The organism is Saltatorellus ferox, assembly GCA_007751475.1.
In the GTDB taxonomy this organism is placed as follows: domain Bacteria; phylum Planctomycetota; class UBA1135; order UBA1135.
In genome coordinates, this window is record CP036434.1 from 6,526,660 (window position 1) to 6,542,908 (window position 16,249).

Annotated in this window: 11 protein-coding genes; 7 read left to right on the plus strand and 4 right to left on the minus strand. The window is 64.5% G+C overall.

All coding sequences use genetic code 11. From position 1 onward, the window contains the following. Positions 1-25: 25 nt before the first annotated feature. Entirely contained in the window at positions 26-1,171 is a 1,146-nt protein-coding gene (locus Poly30_RS23640) for a transposase (protein ID WP_145203368.1), read from the minus strand. Here Poly30_RS23640 and Poly30_RS23645 point away from each other — a divergent pair. Next, entirely contained in the window at positions 1,158-2,078 is a 921-nt protein-coding gene (locus Poly30_RS23645; RefSeq protein ID WP_145203371.1) for a WD40/YVTN/BNR-like repeat-containing protein, read from the plus strand. The genes Poly30_RS23640 and Poly30_RS23645 overlap by 14 nt on opposite strands. A gap of 271 nt (positions 2,079-2,349) precedes the next feature. On the opposite strand, the gene Poly30_RS23650 is transcribed toward Poly30_RS23645, so the two are convergent. The 3 genes from Poly30_RS23650 to Poly30_RS23660 all read right to left on the minus strand — a co-directional run bounded on the left by Poly30_RS23650 (position 2,350) and on the right by Poly30_RS23660 (position 6,288). After that, a complete protein-coding gene (locus tag Poly30_RS23650; RefSeq protein ID WP_145203375.1) occupies positions 2,350-2,718 on the minus strand; it encodes a nuclear transport factor 2 family protein in 369 nt (122 codons plus the stop codon). A gap of 62 nt (positions 2,719-2,780) precedes the next feature. Next, entirely contained in the window at positions 2,781-4,367 is a 1,587-nt protein-coding gene (locus Poly30_RS23655; RefSeq protein WP_145203378.1) for a putative nucleotidyltransferase substrate binding domain-containing protein, read from the minus strand. A 142-nt stretch (positions 4,368-4,509) separates the two neighbouring features. Further along, positions 4,510-6,288: a sigma-54-dependent Fis family transcriptional regulator gene (locus Poly30_RS23660; RefSeq protein ID WP_145203381.1), complete on the minus strand. Its 1,779-nt coding sequence runs from the start codon at positions 6,286-6,288 to the stop codon at positions 4,510-4,512. Positions 6,289-7,112: 824 nt separating this feature from the next. On the opposite strand from Poly30_RS23660, the gene Poly30_RS23665 reads away from it, so the two are divergent. The 6 genes from Poly30_RS23665 to Poly30_RS23690 all read left to right on the plus strand — a co-directional run bounded on the left by Poly30_RS23665 (position 7,113) and on the right by Poly30_RS23690 (position 16,072). Next, a complete protein-coding gene (locus Poly30_RS23665) occupies positions 7,113-8,294 on the plus strand; it encodes an IS256 family transposase (RefSeq protein WP_145194340.1) in 1,182 nt (393 codons plus the stop codon). A 32-nt stretch (positions 8,295-8,326) separates the two neighbouring features. Beyond that, positions 8,327-9,592: a DcaP family trimeric outer membrane transporter gene (locus tag Poly30_RS23670; protein WP_419190569.1), complete on the plus strand. Its 1,266-nt coding sequence runs from the start codon at positions 8,327-8,329 to the stop codon at positions 9,590-9,592. 118 nt (positions 9,593-9,710) lie between these two features. Then, positions 9,711-10,007 carry a DUF4212 domain-containing protein gene (locus Poly30_RS23675; protein ID WP_145203384.1) on the plus strand — a complete coding sequence of 99 codons (297 nt, stop codon included), beginning with the start codon at positions 9,711-9,713 and terminating at the stop codon, positions 10,005-10,007. 9 nt (positions 10,008-10,016) lie between these two features. Further along, entirely contained in the window at positions 10,017-11,900 is a 1,884-nt protein-coding gene (locus Poly30_RS23680; RefSeq protein WP_145203387.1) for a sodium:solute symporter family protein, read from the plus strand. 116 nt (positions 11,901-12,016) lie between these two features. Beyond that, the gene (acs, locus tag Poly30_RS23685; protein WP_145203390.1) at positions 12,017-14,059 is read left to right on the plus strand and encodes an acetate--CoA ligase; all 2,043 of its coding nucleotides are present in this window, start codon (positions 12,017-12,019) and stop codon (positions 14,057-14,059) included. Between the two features lie 75 nt (positions 14,060-14,134). After that, positions 14,135-16,072 carry a propionyl-CoA synthetase gene (locus Poly30_RS23690; protein ID WP_145203394.1) on the plus strand — a complete coding sequence of 646 codons (1,938 nt, stop codon included), beginning with the start codon at positions 14,135-14,137 and terminating at the stop codon, positions 16,070-16,072. The last annotated feature ends 177 nt before the right edge of the window (positions 16,073-16,249 follow it).

A 16,249-nucleotide genomic window follows, 5' to 3' on the forward strand; every position in this document is an offset into this window, starting at 1 on the left:
CCGCGCGCCGCTCTTCCGCAGCGCCCTACTTCCCGAAGTCCAACCGCCCCTGCCGTGGCGGCATCGGTATTCGGACCTCGGGCTCTGCCGGTGGGGAACGGCTCGGCCCTGGCGACGACGGGTCTCTCCCACCCAGCGAATCGGATGACCTCCTCGCCGCCGCTCTCACGCCCTCCAGCACCTTCCGCGCTGTCTCCGGATCTGTGATCACGGAGATCATGTGCCTGCGCCCGCGGCAGCGCGGGCGCTTGAGAACATCTTCCGAAAACACCCGCTTCAGAAGATCTGCCCAGCGGATGTATCTCTGGTCCTTCGACCGCTCCTCCGCACTCTTCGAGCCGTCTTCATCGGCGACGTCCACATCCTTCGGCTCCTTCCGAACCACGGGACGCGGCACCACCAGATCACGCAATGATGAGGCCGGGGCCAGCACTCCCTGATACGTCAGCTGATGCTCGCGCGGATGCGGCGCGAGCGCCGCCAGTCGAGCCATGAACTGGTACGGCGTCATGACGAAGCCCTTGGTCCCATCACGCCAGGCCTTGCGCAGCAGCCACGAGACCATCCCATCGGGACGGACATCGAAGCGTTCCAGACTGATGGCGGGTCTTGTCACGTAGCGGCAGAGCTTCTCCAGTTGCGCCCGCTGACCCTTCCGGATCAGCGCACGCAACGAGAACCCGTCAGCGTTCACCACCAGTGGAGGCGGCACGTACTGACTCCCCCAACCCGACGACTGGAACGCAAGGCCGAGATCAGGGTCGATTAGGCGCTTCAGCGGCTGCCCAGCACCAGCACCGAAAGGCACCAGCGACTTCACCGAGGCAGCCTTCAGGGCCGGAAAGAACGCATTCTCATGCGCGTCGCCAAAATCGAGAAGCGGCTGCTCATCAGCGCCCGCGTCCGCGTACTCCCAAGGGCGGTCGTCGCCTTTGCGTAGGGGCATACCGAGTGCGATCGGGTCGAGGGAGAAGCGCTTCAGCACACGACGGATGCGCGCGATCGCGTCGCCGTGCACACGCTCGACCTCCGCCGACGTCAAAGGATCCGCGGGCAGAAAGACGGGAGACTCGAAAGCGCTGCGCGTGACGTACACACCGTCTAGATAGAGGGAGTGGAAGTGAACATTAAGTCCCATCAGACCTGACACCGCGGTCGTGGCGAGCGACACACGTATTTGGCGCACCGACAACGGCGGCCAAAGCTGGACCTCGATCACGCCGAGTCCCTTGGGCACCTACCACGCAATCGACATGGTCGGCGACGTCGGGTACGCGGTGGGAACGAAGCTCATCAAGACGACCGACGGTGGGCTCACCTGGACATTCGTCGAGGACCCCGCGCTCCGCTACTACGGTATCGACTTCGCAGACGCAGAGATCGGCCATCGCGTGGGGGAACAGGGCGCCATCGATTTCACCGACGACGGTGGCATGAGCTGGACTTCTCAGTCCTCAGGTGTCACGACGACGCTGAGACAGATCGACACCCTCGGGCCCACCGTGGCACTCGCAGTCGGTGACCATGGCGTAGTGATCCTGACTTCGGATGGAGGGGCGACCTGGACGCCGGTGAGCCCGCCCGGCGTGACGAACGAGACCCTCTACGGCGCGACGATCGGCGGCGGTACCGCCTGGTTCAGTGGCTCGGAGGCAGGCGTCTGGCGGCTCGGTCCACCCCAGGCGGACTGCGAGGTTCAGTCGTACTGCCAGGGCAAGGTGCACTCGGGCGGCTCCGTCGCAGCGCTGACTCTGTTCGGCACGCCCAACGTCGCCAATGGATCCTATGGCGTTGGCATCCTCGACGCTCTCCCGGGGAGCGTCGCCATCGGATTTGAGAGCACCACCGGCCCCAACACGATGCCCCTTCACGGCGGCACGCTCTGTGTACTTCCACCGCTGAACCGCCTCTCGGTACTGAGCCTCGACGGGTCCGGCTTCGGTTTCTACACCCTCCCCATGACGCCAGCGATGGTGGGGACGACCCGCTGGTACCAGCTCTTGTTCCGAGACCCCGCCAACCCCGACGGGACGGGGATCGGGTTGACCGATGGCTTGCGGATTACCTTCTGCCCATAGCATCCAGTTCGCACGCGACTGCCAGTATCTAGGAGCGTGTCGCGAATAGCTGATTCCGCCCAGTGCGTTGCCCGGACTGCAAGACAAGGCGAATCGAACCCCGCGTGGCCGTAGTCACGTCACGTTCGATTCAACGCAGGATTGCAGTTCGGGAAACGTGCTGTCGTCGCCTTTGCGTAGCGGCAGACCGAGTGCGATCGGGTCAAGGAAGTGGAAGTGAACACCTGATCCCAATCCTGCACTTGCGCGTCACCGGCGGCGACCGACGGGCTCAGACCATGCTGTAGAAGAACTCCTCACGCACGATCTTGCCGCCCCTCATGTGGTACAGGGCCACTTCACGGCCTTTCTTCCGGATGCCAAGCCCCTTGACCTCAACGTCGCTCTCAAAGATCAGCGCGAACCGGTCATCACCGTGGGGAAAGGGGCCCTCAACCTCCATGGAGTGCATGATCATCGTCTCCTCCCACCAGGCGTGCTTGGCGCGGATGGCGTCGAGGCCGACGGCTTCGCGCCCCCGCCCCATGTCCATCGCCTCCACGGAGACCGCGTCCTCGGCATAGTGCTCGTCCAAGAGCTTCCCGAGTTCACCGGAACGATTGAATTCGACCATGATCTGGCCCAGTTCTTGGCTGTTCATGGATGGAGACTAAGCACCTGCCCCGGCGGTGGGCGCAACGGAACCGCTCATTCTGCGCCCGATCAGACGATCCCTCCAGCGTAGCGCCGAACGACCAGATCCTGGTGGCGTCGGATGACCCGAAAGGCGTCCTTGAGGTGGTCTCGATCGAAGCGGGAGAGTGTCCTCGGGTCGACGCGATTGGTCGGGGTCGTCCCGGACCGAACCGCATCCGCTTGTGCCTCCATGCGGATCGACGCAATGAAGTGCTGTGCCGAGATGAGTTCCTCGGCGTCCTCGTTGCTGAGGACCTGGGCCTCGGCTGCGCTCCGCAGCCGTTCGGCACCGGAGAGAGCGAGCGACCCGGCTGCCAGCGCATGGACGCGAGCGATCGAAACGAGCGTTGCAATCGCGTCGCGCTTGAGATCGAGGGCAGCGCCCTCTCCGTGCTCTCCTTCGTGCAGGACAAAGCCGCGAAAGAAGCCGAGGGGAACGCTCGCCTGTGCGGCCTCCCGGGCGATATGTGAGAGAAAGAGCGTATGCGCCTTGGCCATTCCAGCGACAGCGATGCGCAGCGAGTCGATGAGGTGCTCCTCTCCATGCACGCAACGCATGTCGAAGAAGATCGATGTCCTCAGAAGGTTCTCCGAGTCCGGAATCTCGATCCATCGCTCGAAGCGCTGGCGCCAGGCGTCGAGAGAACGGGCCCAACGCTCGTTGGTCGCCATGATCTCTCCAAGGCAATACGGATAGCCAGCGGAGTGCAGTCCGTCCACGAGCCCCTTGGCGAGGCGCCTGAAGTAGGGACCGTGCCCGGCCGCGTCGTACGCGTTGGAGAACACGAAGCCGTTGTCCTGATCCGCGCCGATGGCAACCTCCCGGCGCGCGAGCGAACCGAAGACGACCAGCGCATAGGGAACGGGCGGAGGGCCCAGCTCTTCCTCGGCGAGCTCGGCGATGCGCCGGTGGGTCGCTTCAGCGATCGAAGAAAGGAAACGCGTCACGTGCTCAGCGTTCACGCCAGCGCTCACCAGCGAGAGCAGTGCATCCTCCCGGCGGCAGGCAGCACGCGCCACTGCTTGGACGTCTGGAGCCGACCTTACCGCGCGCACCACGTGGAGCGTACTGGTGCCGAAGCGGTTGAGCAGGTCGTTCGCGCTCAGTACGCCCGCGATCCGGCCCCTGTCATCGACGACGGGGAGGTGGTGAACATCACGATCTGCCATCGTGAGCATCGCCATCGAGGCGTCGGCGTCAGGCTTCACGGTGATCGGGTCCGAGGTCATCGCTCGCGCGATGTCGGCGGTGTCCGGAATCTCTCCACCCAGGACACGGCGGCGCAGGTCTCGGTCGGTGACGATCCCGACGAGCCGCCCGCCCTCGACGATGAGCATCGTGGATACATCGTGCTCCGCCATCCGGCGGGCCACCCCCCGAACGGTGTCGTCGGGACTGGCGACGAGGGCCTCGCGGCGAAGGAGTCCAGCGACCGCCCCCTCCGCTCCCAGCCGAAAGGCCGTCGCCCCCGCTCGCCTTGCCTCGATGGCATCGCGCAGGCGCTGGCTCTCGTCGGCGAGCCCGTCCAGCGGCGGGTGCGCAGCAACGAAGCGTCGAGCCTCATCGAGGTCACTCCCTGTCGGTCTCTCGCCTGCCCCTCCTTCGCTCACCATGCCCTGATACCTACTACCATAAAGCGATTGCGCCTGCCCACCCCGCTACCGTAGTCACCTGGGTTCGAATCAACGCAGTATTGCGATTCGGGAAACGCGCTACTCGAATCTGTCAATGTGCAACAGGCTCCTGGCAGGCTAATCATTTGCGACCTGATCGCCGAAGCGCGCGGTAAATGGTCGAGCGGGCGACCCCGAGCTCACGGGAGGCAGCGCTGACATTGCCTCCATGCCGGTCCACGGCGGCCAGCAGCGCGCGCATGCGGATGTCCTCCAGGCATGCAGCGCCGTCGACATCCGCTGAGCTGACTTCGACAGCCGAAGACAACAAGGCGGAAGAGTTCTTCACGGCCGGAGGGGCACTCTCGCCGCGGCCAAAGGTAGCGCCGGGCGAATTGACTCCGACCTCACCGGGTAGGTGATGGCCACGGATCACGTCGCCGGTCCCACAGAGCACGAGGGCGTGATGCAGCACCGCCCGTAGCTCGCGCACGTTGCCCGGCCACGAGTGCGCGGCGAGGCGGGAGAGGACACCGTCCTCGAAGACCGGCACGGTCGTGCGCTGCAGTTCGCGCCCAATCCGTGCGAGAAGTCCCGACGCAAGGTCCGCAATGTCACGTCGAGCACGCAGCGGCGGGAGCTGCAGAGTCACGCCTTTCAACCTGTAGTACAGGTCCTTTCGAAAAGTGCCCGACCCGACCATCTGTTCGAGTGAACGGCTGGTCGCGCACACGACGCGCACGTCCGCCGACCTGGGGGTTTCCTCTCCCACGCCATAGTAGCCCCCGTCCTCGAGGAACCGGAGCAGCATGACCTGGAGCGACGTCGGCATATCACCCAGCTCGTCCAGGAACAGGGTACCGCCGTCCGCTGCCGCCAGTTTTCCGGGCGCCCCATCCTTCCGCGCGCCGGTGAAGGCGCCTGGTCCGTACCCGAAGAGCTCCGACTCCAGCAGCCCAGCGGGCAACGCTCCGCAGTTCAAAGCGACGAAGGGGCCCTCGGCGCGATCGGAGGCTGCGTGGATCGCATTCGCCATGAGCTCCTTCCCCGTCCCCGTCTCGCTCAAGATCATGACTGGTAAGCGCGTGCGAGCAAAGCGCGTCGCCACGGCCTTGGCACTGGCGAGATCCGGATCGCTTCCGAGCAAGACGTCGAAGGCGGGCGCAGCCTCCGGTGGGTGGTCGATGTCGAACTCGACACCACGCACAGCGCGCTTCGTGTCGAAGTCGACAATCAGCGCGACAGGGCGGTTGCGATCGTCGAACACGGGCTCCACGCGTAGATACCCCGTCTCACCGGTAGGCAGCGCGATGGAGACTGACTCTCCCTCCGCCGCGTAGCCGACGAGGATATCGAAGTCGCAGTCGATAAGATCCTCGGGCCTCGTCGCGCGACCCATGCCGAGTCGCCCCCCAAACAAGCCCCGTGCAGCGGGGTTGGCCGAATGAACGCGACCCGGGGGCAAGACGAGGAGTGTCGGCCGTGGCAAGCGGTCGATGATCTCCTCGGCGGTCGCCAGGAGTCGCGCTGCGATACGGCCGTAGGCGCGCCCATGCAGAGCTCGCTCGATCGCACTTCCGCCGGCGATGAGCACGGCCTCGAGCAAGGCGGGCGGCTTCCCCCCCGGGACGAGGCAGCCGAGCGCCGCAATGGCCTCACCGGAGGCCGCCGCGACGGGAGCTGCTGCCGTTGTGAAAGTGGCCAGCGGTCGGGCAAAGTGGGCACCTCGCTCGACGAGCACCGTCCGCCCCTCGGCCAGCGCCGTCCCGAAGGCGTTCGTGCCCCGCACCGACTCAGCCCACGACCGCCCAGGCTCGAGGGCGAGCGCAGAGCCCGCGAGGTCGAGCCCACCTGGGAGCCGGACGTCGAGCAAGCATCCTGCGCTGTCGGTGAGCACGAGCGCCGCTCCCTGTTCGGTCAAGGGCGCAGTGAGCGCGTCGAGCTCAGCCGCGGCGGAACGCAACACCTCCGGACCGCGCCGACAGACCGGGGGAACGCCGTGGAGGGGAGGATCTCCGAGTGCTTCGTCAACTCCATGGGAGCGGCTGCGCGACCAGGAGGCGAGCAGTGGCCCGAAGCCCACTCTCTCGAGGGAAGGGTCGACACGGAAGCGCTCCCGAAGATCAGGGGGCGGCTCGATCAGTCGAAGGATCTGGGATCGGTTGGTATCCACGGCAATGCTGGTTGGCGGGCGGATGGAGCAATTGAAACCCGCAGAGGCTGGCTCGATGCGCTACATCCGCAGCGCAACGATACACCATTCGCTCCAATCTGGAGCGCGAAGTTGTATCGCTCCGCTCCACTCCGCCAGAGATTCCCCAAGCCCGCTCGGTCTCCCCGTCCCGACGGACCTGAAGCAGGAGCGCCCCTGAATGGGCCACGGGGGCCGATTTCCGCGCTTGGCCCCAGCGACCCGGAGTCGCTCACTCGGCCAGCGGCACGGTCGTTGCATTGGCCTGCTCGTACAGACCCCGGGTCCCCCTTCAGCCTTGCGAGTGCAAGTCGTGGGTCCGGCAAGCTCCCCGCTCCCCCCCTTCGGCCCCCCCCTCCCATGACCGCTCGAACGACGGCCGGGGGTGTATCACTTGTTCTGTAATTTCGGCTTCGGCTCGACTGACCATCTGAACCTGCAAGGCGCGTGAGGGATCGGCCCTCACCCCTGAGGGGCCGATTCGTCACGTGCCGGTTGCGTGGGAGGCCATCGTTGGCTTTCGTGGTGTTAACCACAACCCCACTCGACCAACGATGCCTCACCACGAAGCCGACGCTAACAAGATCTCCCTCGTCCTGGAACTTCTGACTGAGCACGGTTTCGACCGTCTCGCTGAGGCGATCCAGATCCTGCTCAACGAAGCCATGCTGATCGAACGTTCCGACTACCTGAACGCCGCGCCGTACGAACGCGCAGAGTCCAGGCGCGGGTACGCGAACGGGTTCAAGCCCAAGCGCGTCGCGTCTCGTGTCGGCGAGCTCGAGCTGCGCATCCCGCAGGTTCGGGAAGCCGCCGAGGGCGGAGAGCGCTTCTATCCGAACGCCCTCGAGCGAGGAGAACGTGGCGAGAGGGCTCTCAAGCTCGCGATCGCAGAAATGTACATCAACGGCGTCTCGACACGCCGCGTTCAGAGGGTCACTGAGGAGCTCTGCGGGCTCAAGATCACATCTTCTCAAGTCTCACGCGCGACTCAGCTCCTCGACGAAGAGATCTCCTCGTGGAGGAGTCGCCCCATCGGCGCCTGTCCCTACCTCGTGCTCGATGCACGCTACGAGAAGGTGAGGATCGGCGGCTCCGTGGTCACGGCGGCTGTTCTCGTCGCCATGGCGGTACGAGAGGACGGGAAGCGATCGATCGTCGGCGTCAGCGTTGCCACCTCCGAAGCTGAGGTCCACTGGCGGGAGTTCCTGCAGTCGCTCGTCCTCCGTGGACTGCATGGTGTGCGCCTCTTCACCAGTGACGACCACCCCGGCATCAAGGCCGCTCTCGCATCCGTCTTCCCTGGCGTTGCCTGGCAACGATGCCAGTGCCACATGCAGCGCAACGCGCAGTCCTACGTCTCCAAGATCGTCATGAAGAAGGACGTGGCGGAGGACCTCCGCTCCATCTTCAACGCGCCGACGATGGCCGACGCCGAGCAGATCATCAAGACGGTCGTTGTCAAGTACCAGGACTCGGAGCCCAGGGTCGCCGCGTGGATCGAAGAAAACATCCACGAGGGACTCGCTGTCCTCCAATCTCCCGCCAGCCATCGTCGACGCCTCCGGACGTCGAACGCGGTCGAGAGGCTCAACAAAGAGATCAAGAGGCGAACGCGAGTCGCTGGCCTCTTCCCGAACGAAGCCGCGCTGTTGCGGCTCGTCACTGCCCTGGCCATGGAGGTCTCCGAAGATTGGGAGGCCGGCCGTCAATACCTCACCATGGAGCAAGCCTGATCTTCCTCGCGGACGAAATTACAGAAGAAGAGTTGCTCTATCCGACGGCCGTCACGCTCCTCAGTTTCAGCGCGACCACGCTCTCCTCCACCGGAGCTGCATTCTCCGCAACGCAGCAGCAAGGCGCCGCCACCTCATCGATCGAGGACCTCAAGGGCCTAGCTCTCGAGATCGAGGAAGCCCGCCCGATCGCGGACGGCACCAAATTCACCTACGGTGGCTACGTGCAACTCGATGCGGTCTCCTCTGACTACAGCGGCGGCAAGCCTGCCAACCAGCTCATCGACGACTTCCTCGTGCCGTCCCTGATCCCGGTCGAGCCAACCAGCGGCGCCGACAACTACCGCTCGACCAACATGCACAGCAAGTCGTCGCGCTTCTTCCTCAAGACCGCGACGGAGACCGAGATGGGGAAGATCGCCTCGCACATCGAGCTGGACTTCATCCTCAGCGGCCAGGGGGACGAGCGCATCTCGAACTCGTGGAGCGGACGCATCCGCCACGCATTCGTCAAGTGGGAGCCAGAAGAGAACCGTTCGATCATGGTCGGCCAGAACTGGTCGACCTTCTTCAATGTATCGGCGCTGCCTGACCACCTGGACTTTGTCGGCCCGGTCGGTACGGTGTTCATGCGCCAGCCGCAGCTTCGATACACCGCAGATGGCCTGGAACTGGCGCTGGAGAATTCCGCCACGCGCGTCACCGGCGCCACCTACGACAACGACAGCGAGGGCATTCCGGACGTCATCGCCAGGTACAACCGCCAGGACGGTGACCTGTCGTGGTCACTCGCCGGCATGCTGCGCGAGCTTAGCTACGAGGACCGCTCGAACCCTGTCATCAGGGGCGCCCATGACGCAAAATACGGCTATGCGGCGAGCCTCGCTGGCAAGTGGAAGATGGGACAAGACGACCTGCGCTTCATGGTCAGCTACGGAGATGCGCTCGGTCGCTACCTGGGCCTGAATGCCTTCAACGACGGCTACATCGACGGAGGCGGCCAGATTCAGACGATCGACCAGCTAGGGGCGTTCGCCGCCTATCGTCACGTTTGGGATCCGGCATGGCACAGCACCTTTTCGTACTCCTTCGCCGAAGCGGAGAACCCAGGTGTCGGCGCGTTCGCGAGCACGGGCGACCTCGCCAGCGCATACCAGTCCGTCCACGCCAGCCTCAACTACGTGCCAGCGCCGAGGCTTCGCTTCGGCGTCGAGCTCATCTGGGCCGAGAAGGAGCTCGAAGACGGCCGCAGCGGCGAAGTGAGCCGCTTCCAGTTCTCGGTCCAACACGCCTTTTGATCGCCGTGCTTTCCCCCTCCACACGCCCCTGATCTACACGTCGCCAGGTGGCCCATGTTCGGGCCCTTGGCCGACACTCCGTCCTTTTTCTCGAGCGCCGCAACCGGCCCCCCCCAGCATGAACTCAGCGGATCCCACAGGCTCCAAAGCACCCGACGGCTTCGACGCCGACGGTTACTGGCGAGCCAACCTAAAAGTCCTCGCCGTTCTCCTCACCATCTGGTTCAGCGTGTCCTTCGGCGCAGGGATCCTCGCGGCGGACGCGCTCAATGCCGTGAACCTGCCCGGCACCGGCTTCCCGCTCGGGTTCTGGTTCGCGCAACAGGGCTCGATCTACACCTTCGTGGTGCTGATCTTCACCTACGTCGTCGTCATGAACCGTATCGACAAGCGCTTTGGCGTTTCGGAGGACTGAGGAATCACCATGGAAGTCAAGACTTGGACTCTGTTGATCGTTGGCCTCTCGTTCGCGCTGTACATGTTCATCGCGGTCAAGAGCCGTGCTGGCAGCACAAAAGATTTCTACGTCGCCGGCGGAGGGGTTCCGCCCCTCGCCAATGGAATGGCGACGGCGGCCGATTGGATGAGCGCGGCCTCGTTCATCTCGATGGCTGGCCTGATCTCATTCATGGGCTACGACGGTTCCGTCTACCTCATGGGTTGGACAGGGGGCTACGTGCTCCTGGCCCTACTCCTGGCCCCCTACTTGCGCAAGTTTGGTCGCTTCACCGTCCCCGACTTCGTCGGCGACCGCTACGCGTCATCCACGGCCCGCATCGTCGCGGTTCTCTGCGCTATCTTCGTCTCATTCACCTACGTCGCTGGCCAGATGCGAGGGGTCGGAGTCGTGTTCGGACGCTTCCTCGAGGTACCCGTCGAATGGGGCGTCGTGATCGGCATGGTCATCGTCCTCATCTACGCCGTACTCGGCGGCATGAAGGGCATCACCTACACGCAGGTGGCGCAGTTCTGCGTCCTCATCTTCGCGTTCCTCGTCCCCGCCGTGTTCCTCGCGATCATGATGACGGGGACCCCGATCCCACAGCTGGGATTCGGTGGCATGCTCCAGGGTGAGATCGGATCCCAGATCGCAGGCGGTGAGACCATCTCTCTGCTGGAGAAGCTCAACGGACTGCACGAGGAGCTAGGCTTCGCGCCCTATACATCAGGCACCAAGTCGACGATCGATACGTTCTGCATCACCCTCGCGCTGATGGTCGGTACCGCGGGCCTTCCGCACGTGATCGTTCGGTTCTACACCGTTCCGCGCGTGAAGGATGCGCGAATCTCCGCCGGGTGGGCGCTGCTCTTCATCGCGGTGCTCTACACGTCGGCGCCAGCGATTGCCGCCTTTGCGAGAACCAACTTGATCACCACCGTCGAAGGGGCTCGATACTCCGAGACGGCGGCCGCTTTGGCGCCCGCTGAACAGGGCGGCGACCAGGGCGCTGCACTGCTCCAGGACAGGACGATTCCGGAGTGGTTCAAGAACTGGGAGAAGACCGGACTCATCGCCTGGATGGACAAGAACGGAGACGGGCGCGTCACCTACCGGGCGGGCAACGCGTTCGAAGGACGCCCATCGTTCAAGACGCTCCCGTCGGACGACGCCGGCCGTGGAGCCCACGGTGAACGACTGCTGACGAACCAGCCCACCAAGGGCGAGAACGAGCTCTACGTCGACAGGGACATCATGGTACTGGCGAACCCGGAGATCGCAAACCTGCCCAACTGGGTGGTAGCGCTGGTCGCGGCAGGTGCGCTCGCTGCAGCGCTCTCGACCGCCGCTGGCCTCCTGCTCGTCATCTCGACGGCTGTCAGTCACGACCTGCTCAAGCGAACGCTCCTCCCCGAGATCTCCGATCGGCGCGAGCTGATCGCAGCGCGACTCGCGGCCACGGCCGCCGTCGTCGTCGCTGGGTACTTCGGGATCAATCCCCCAGGCTTCGTGGCCCAGGTCGTCGCGTTCTCCTTTGGCCTGGCCGCGTCGTCCTTCTTCCCCGTCATCGTGCTGGGAATCTTCTCGCGTCGCACGAACGCGCCCGGGGCCATCGCGGGCATGGTGTCCGGCATCACCTTCACGGCGGGCTACATCATCTACTTCAAGTTCGTGCAGCCCGACCTCAACGTCCCGGAGCACTGGTGGTTCGGGATCTCACCTGAGGGGATCGGCTCGATCGGCATGCTCGTGAACCTCTTCGTCACCCTGGCGGTGTCGCGAATGACCCCCGCGCCAAGCGCCGAGGTCCAGGAGCTCGTCAGCTACATCCGCATCCCCGCTGGCGCGGGCGCGGCCCATGACCACTGACCCTCCTGAACGACGGGTCCCCCCGAGTGCGGGGGGGCCCTATCGGCTCCCCGCACGCGGCCCCGCCCTCTACCCAACACTGCCCCCACCAGGACACAGCCCCCCCGTCATCGGCCATGACCCCCGACACAAACTCGCCTAACCAGCAGAACCAGAACATCGAGTCCTTCCTGCGAGAGGACCGTGTCTTCCCACCCGTCGAGGCGAAAGAGCTCGGGATCCCGAAGTGGCATGTGGGTTCGCTCGAAGAGTACAGAACGATGCACGCGCGATCTCTTGAGGATCCCGACGGGTTCTGGAGCGAGATCGCTTCCGAGCTCGACTGGATGCGCCCCTGGGACCGCGTGCTCGAGTGGAAAGCACCCGATGCCCGCTGGTTCGTCGGAGCCCGCACCAACGTGTGCTTCAACGCGCTGGATCGCCAGGTCCGTGGGGGCCATGGCGCAGACACCGCGCTCGTGTGGGAGGGCGAACCCATGCCGAACGGCAAGCCCGAGGTGCGCCGTTACACCTATCAGGAGCTTCTCGACGAGGTTTCGCGCTTCGCGAACGCGCTCCGCAACCTCGGCGCCAAGAAGGGCGACGTCGTGACGATCTACATGGGCATGGTGCCCGAGCTCGCCATCGCCCTCCTCGCCTGCGCCAGGATAGGAGCCGTACACTCGGTGGTCTTCGGTGGTTTCTCATCCCAGGCGATCGTCGATCGCGTCGTCGACTCGTCAAGCCGCATCATCGTCACCCAGGACGGTGGCTGGCGCCGAGGCAACGTGGTGCCCCTCAAGGAGAACGTGGACAGCGCCTGCGCCACGCTCTCCGACACCGGCCGCGACGTGAACAAGGTGATCGTGCTCCGGCGATGCAACAACTCGACGTCCTGGCACGAGGGGCGCGACTACTACTGGCGGGATATCGTGGACGTCAGCAGCTCCCACTGCCCCGCTGAGCCGATGGAGGCGGAGGACCCGCTGTTCCTTCTCTACACGAGCGGCTCCACTGGCAAGCCGAAGGGCGTCATTCACACCACCGCTGGCTACATGGTGTGGACCTACTTCACCGCGAGGACGACCTTCAACCTCATCCCGGACGCCAACCAGATGTACTGGTGCACCGCCGACATCGGATGGATCACCGGCCACAGCTACATCCTTTACGGGATCCTCCCCAACAGGGTCCCAACGCTGATGTACGAAGGAGCCCCCGACGCCCCTTCCGAAGATCGGTTCTGGGACATTGTCGAGCGGCACCAGGTCACCCATTTCTACACGGCTCCCACCGCCATCCGATCCTTCATGAAGTGGGGCAACGAACATGTACACGCCCACGACCTATCGTCACTTCAGGTCCTCGGTACGGTCGGCGAGCCCATCAACCCAGAAGCCTGGTCGTGGTACCACCGAATGATCGGACGGGGACGGTGTCCGATCGTCGATACCTGGTGGCAAACGGAGACGGGTGGACACATGATCACGCCGCTCCCAGGAGCGACGCCGACCAAGCCAGGCTCGTGCACCCTTCCCATGATAGGAGTACACGCGGCCGTGGTCGATGCGACGACCCTCGAAGACCTCCCGAAGGGCACAGGAGGGCTCCTCGTGATCAAGAAGCCATGGCCCGGCATGCTCCGCGGCGTCCAGGGCGACCGCGATCGTTTCGTGCGAACCTACTTCGACAACCCCCACGGCTACTACGTGCCGGGCGACGGCGCACGCTTCGACGAGGACGGCTACGTCTGGATCATGGGCCGGGTAGACGACGTCATCAACGTCAGCGGCCACCGCATAGGCACGATGGAAGTCGAGTCCGCGCTGGTCTCGCATCCGGCGGTCGTCGAGGCGGCTGTCGTCGCGATGCCCCACGAGATCAAGGGCACGGGCATCTCGGCGTTCGTCACGCTCGAACCGGAGTACGTCGAGAATCTAGGCATGAACGCCAAGTCTCTCGGCGCGGCTCTGAGGCAGCACGTCCGCGGCGAGATTGGATCGTTCGCCAAGCCGGATGCGATCCGATTCGCGGAGTCGCTGCCCAAGACACGCTCGGGCAAGATCATGCGTCGCCTCCTGCGCGACATCGCCGCTGGCAATCAAGACATCAGCCAGGACACCACGACCCTCGAGGATTACCGCGTGCTCGCCAAGCTGCGCGAGGCCGAGGAGGTCTGAAGCTATCCGCAGACTGTCTGCCCGACCCGCCACATCCGCGCTCTGATCTTCCGGAGTCCCCTACCCAGTTCACCCATGAAGTATCTCGACGTGTACGAATCCTGGAAGTCCGACCCGGAAGGGTTCTGGATGGAAGCAGCGCAGGCTATCGACTGGGAGGAAGCTCCGTCCAAGGCCCTCTTCGACCGGGGTGACCACATGTACGAGTGGTTCGCCGACGCTCGCGTGAACACGTGCTACAACGCCGTCGACCGTCACGTGGAGCGCGGACGCGGCGACCAGGCCGCGATCATCTACGATAGCCCCATAACCGGCACGAAGCGCGAGATCACCTTCCATGAGCTGCGCGACCGGGTCGCCGGTCTGGCGGGCGCGCTGCGCGCCAATGGGGTCGGCAAGGGGGATCGAGTCATCATCTACATGCCGATGGTGCCCGAGGCGCTGGAGGCGATGCTCGCGTGCGCGCGGCTCGGTGCCATCCACTCGGTCGTATTCGGCGGCTTCGCGGCCAACGAGCTCGCGGTCCGCATTGACGATGCGACGCCGCGAGCCATCATCGCGGCCTCCTGCGGACTGGAGCCGGCGCGGGTCGTTCACTACAAGCCGCTTCTCGACGAGGCGCTGGAGCTGGCCAAGCACGAGCCTGAGTTCTGCGTGATCTTCCAGCGCGAGCAGGAGATCGCCCAGCTAACCGAGGGCCGTGACCACGATTGGCACGGCTTTCGGTACGGCACTGAGCCCGCGGAGTGCGTGCCTGTGGAAGGGAATCATCCGGCCTACATCCTCTACACCTCCGGGACGACGGGGCAACCAAAGGGAGTAGTGCGCCCCACCGCAGGGCACCTCATCGCCTTGAACTGGACGATGAAGAACATCTACAACGTCGATCCTGGCGAGGTGTTCTGGGCCGCGTCGGACGTCGGCTGGGTGGTGGGACACAGCTACATTTGCTATGGGCCACTGATCCATGGCAACACGACGATCGTCTTCGAGGGCAAGCCGATCGGGACGCCGGACGCCGGAACGTTCTGGCGCGTCATCCAGGAGCACAAGGTCAACAGCTTCTTCACGGCTCCCACCGCCTTCCGAGCGGTGAAGCGCGAGGATCCCAGGGCAGAGTGCCTCGAGAAGTACGATCTCAGCTCGCTCCGTGCGATCTTTCTCGCGGGGGAGCGCGCCGATCCGGACACTATCCAGTGGCTCACGGAGAACACTGGCACGCCCGTCTACGATCACTGGTGGCAGACGGAGACCGGCTACACGATCGCGGGCAACCCCGTGGGCATCGAGCCCCTCCCCGTCAAGGTGGGCTCTCCGACCGTCGCCATGCCGGGCTACGACGTTCATATCCTGGATGACGGAGGCGAGGAAGTACCGGCGGGTACCCTCGGGGCGATCGCCGTGAAGCTCCCCCTTCCGCCGGGCACGCTACCAACGCTTTGGAACGCAGAGGAGCGCTTCAAGGAGAGCTACCTCACGACCTTCCCCGGTTACTACGAGACAGGGGATGCGGGCATGAAGGACTCCGACGGATACCTGTGGATCATGGCTCGCACGGACGATGTCATCAATGTCGCGGGGCATCGACTCTCCACGGGGGCCATGGAAGAGGTCCTCGCAGCCCACCCTGATGTGGCGGAGTGCGCGGTCATCGGTGTCGCCGACGACCTGAAGGGGCAGCTACCGCTGGGACTCGTGTGCTTATCGAAGGGCGTCGAGCGCTCGCACGAGACGATCTGCGAGGAATGTGTTCAGCTGGTCCGAGAGAAGATAGGCCCGGTGGGCGCGTTCAAGCTCTGTGCCGTGGTGCAGCGGCTGCCGAAGACCCGTTCGGGCAAGATCCTTCGCTCCACCATCGCGAAGATCGCCGACGGCGTGGACTTCAAGACGCCAGCGACGATCGACGACCCTGCGATTCTCGATGAGATCAGGGTCTCGCTGGCGGCGCTAGCAGCCCGAAAAACAGCGACTCATGGAGTAGTGGCGTCCGATCCCGACTCTGCGTTGACGTAACCATCCAGATGGCATCCAACCATAGGGAAGTTACGTCGCCTTGATTCGGAATCGGACGCTACTACTCCGCAAACCGCTGTTCTTCAACGGCCTCCGTAGTCACGTCACGTTCGATTCAACGCAGGATTGCAGTTCGGGCGGCGCGTGCCAGCGTCGCCGCATGAAACGAGAACCAAC

Excerpts from the sequence above, each read along its gene's own strand:
- Poly30_RS23665 (WP_145194340.1), top strand. The coding sequence starts at position 7,113 with ATGCCTCACCACGAAGCCGACGCTAACAAGATCTCCCTCGTCCTGGAA.
- acs (WP_145203390.1), top strand. The coding sequence starts at position 12,017 with ATGACCCCCGACACAAACTCGCCTAACCAGCAGAACCAGAACATCGAG.
- Poly30_RS23675 (WP_145203384.1), top strand. The coding sequence starts at position 9,711 with ATGAACTCAGCGGATCCCACAGGCTCCAAAGCACCCGACGGCTTCGAC.
- Poly30_RS23650 (WP_145203375.1), bottom strand. The coding sequence starts at position 2,718 with ATGAACAGCCAAGAACTGGGCCAGATCATGGTCGAATTCAATCGTTCC.
- Poly30_RS23680 (WP_145203387.1), top strand. The coding sequence starts at position 10,017 with ATGGAAGTCAAGACTTGGACTCTGTTGATCGTTGGCCTCTCGTTCGCG.
- Poly30_RS23655 (WP_145203378.1), bottom strand. The coding sequence starts at position 4,367 with ATGGTGAGCGAAGGAGGGGCAGGCGAGAGACCGACAGGGAGTGACCTC.
- Poly30_RS23690 (WP_145203394.1), top strand. The coding sequence starts at position 14,135 with ATGAAGTATCTCGACGTGTACGAATCCTGGAAGTCCGACCCGGAAGGG.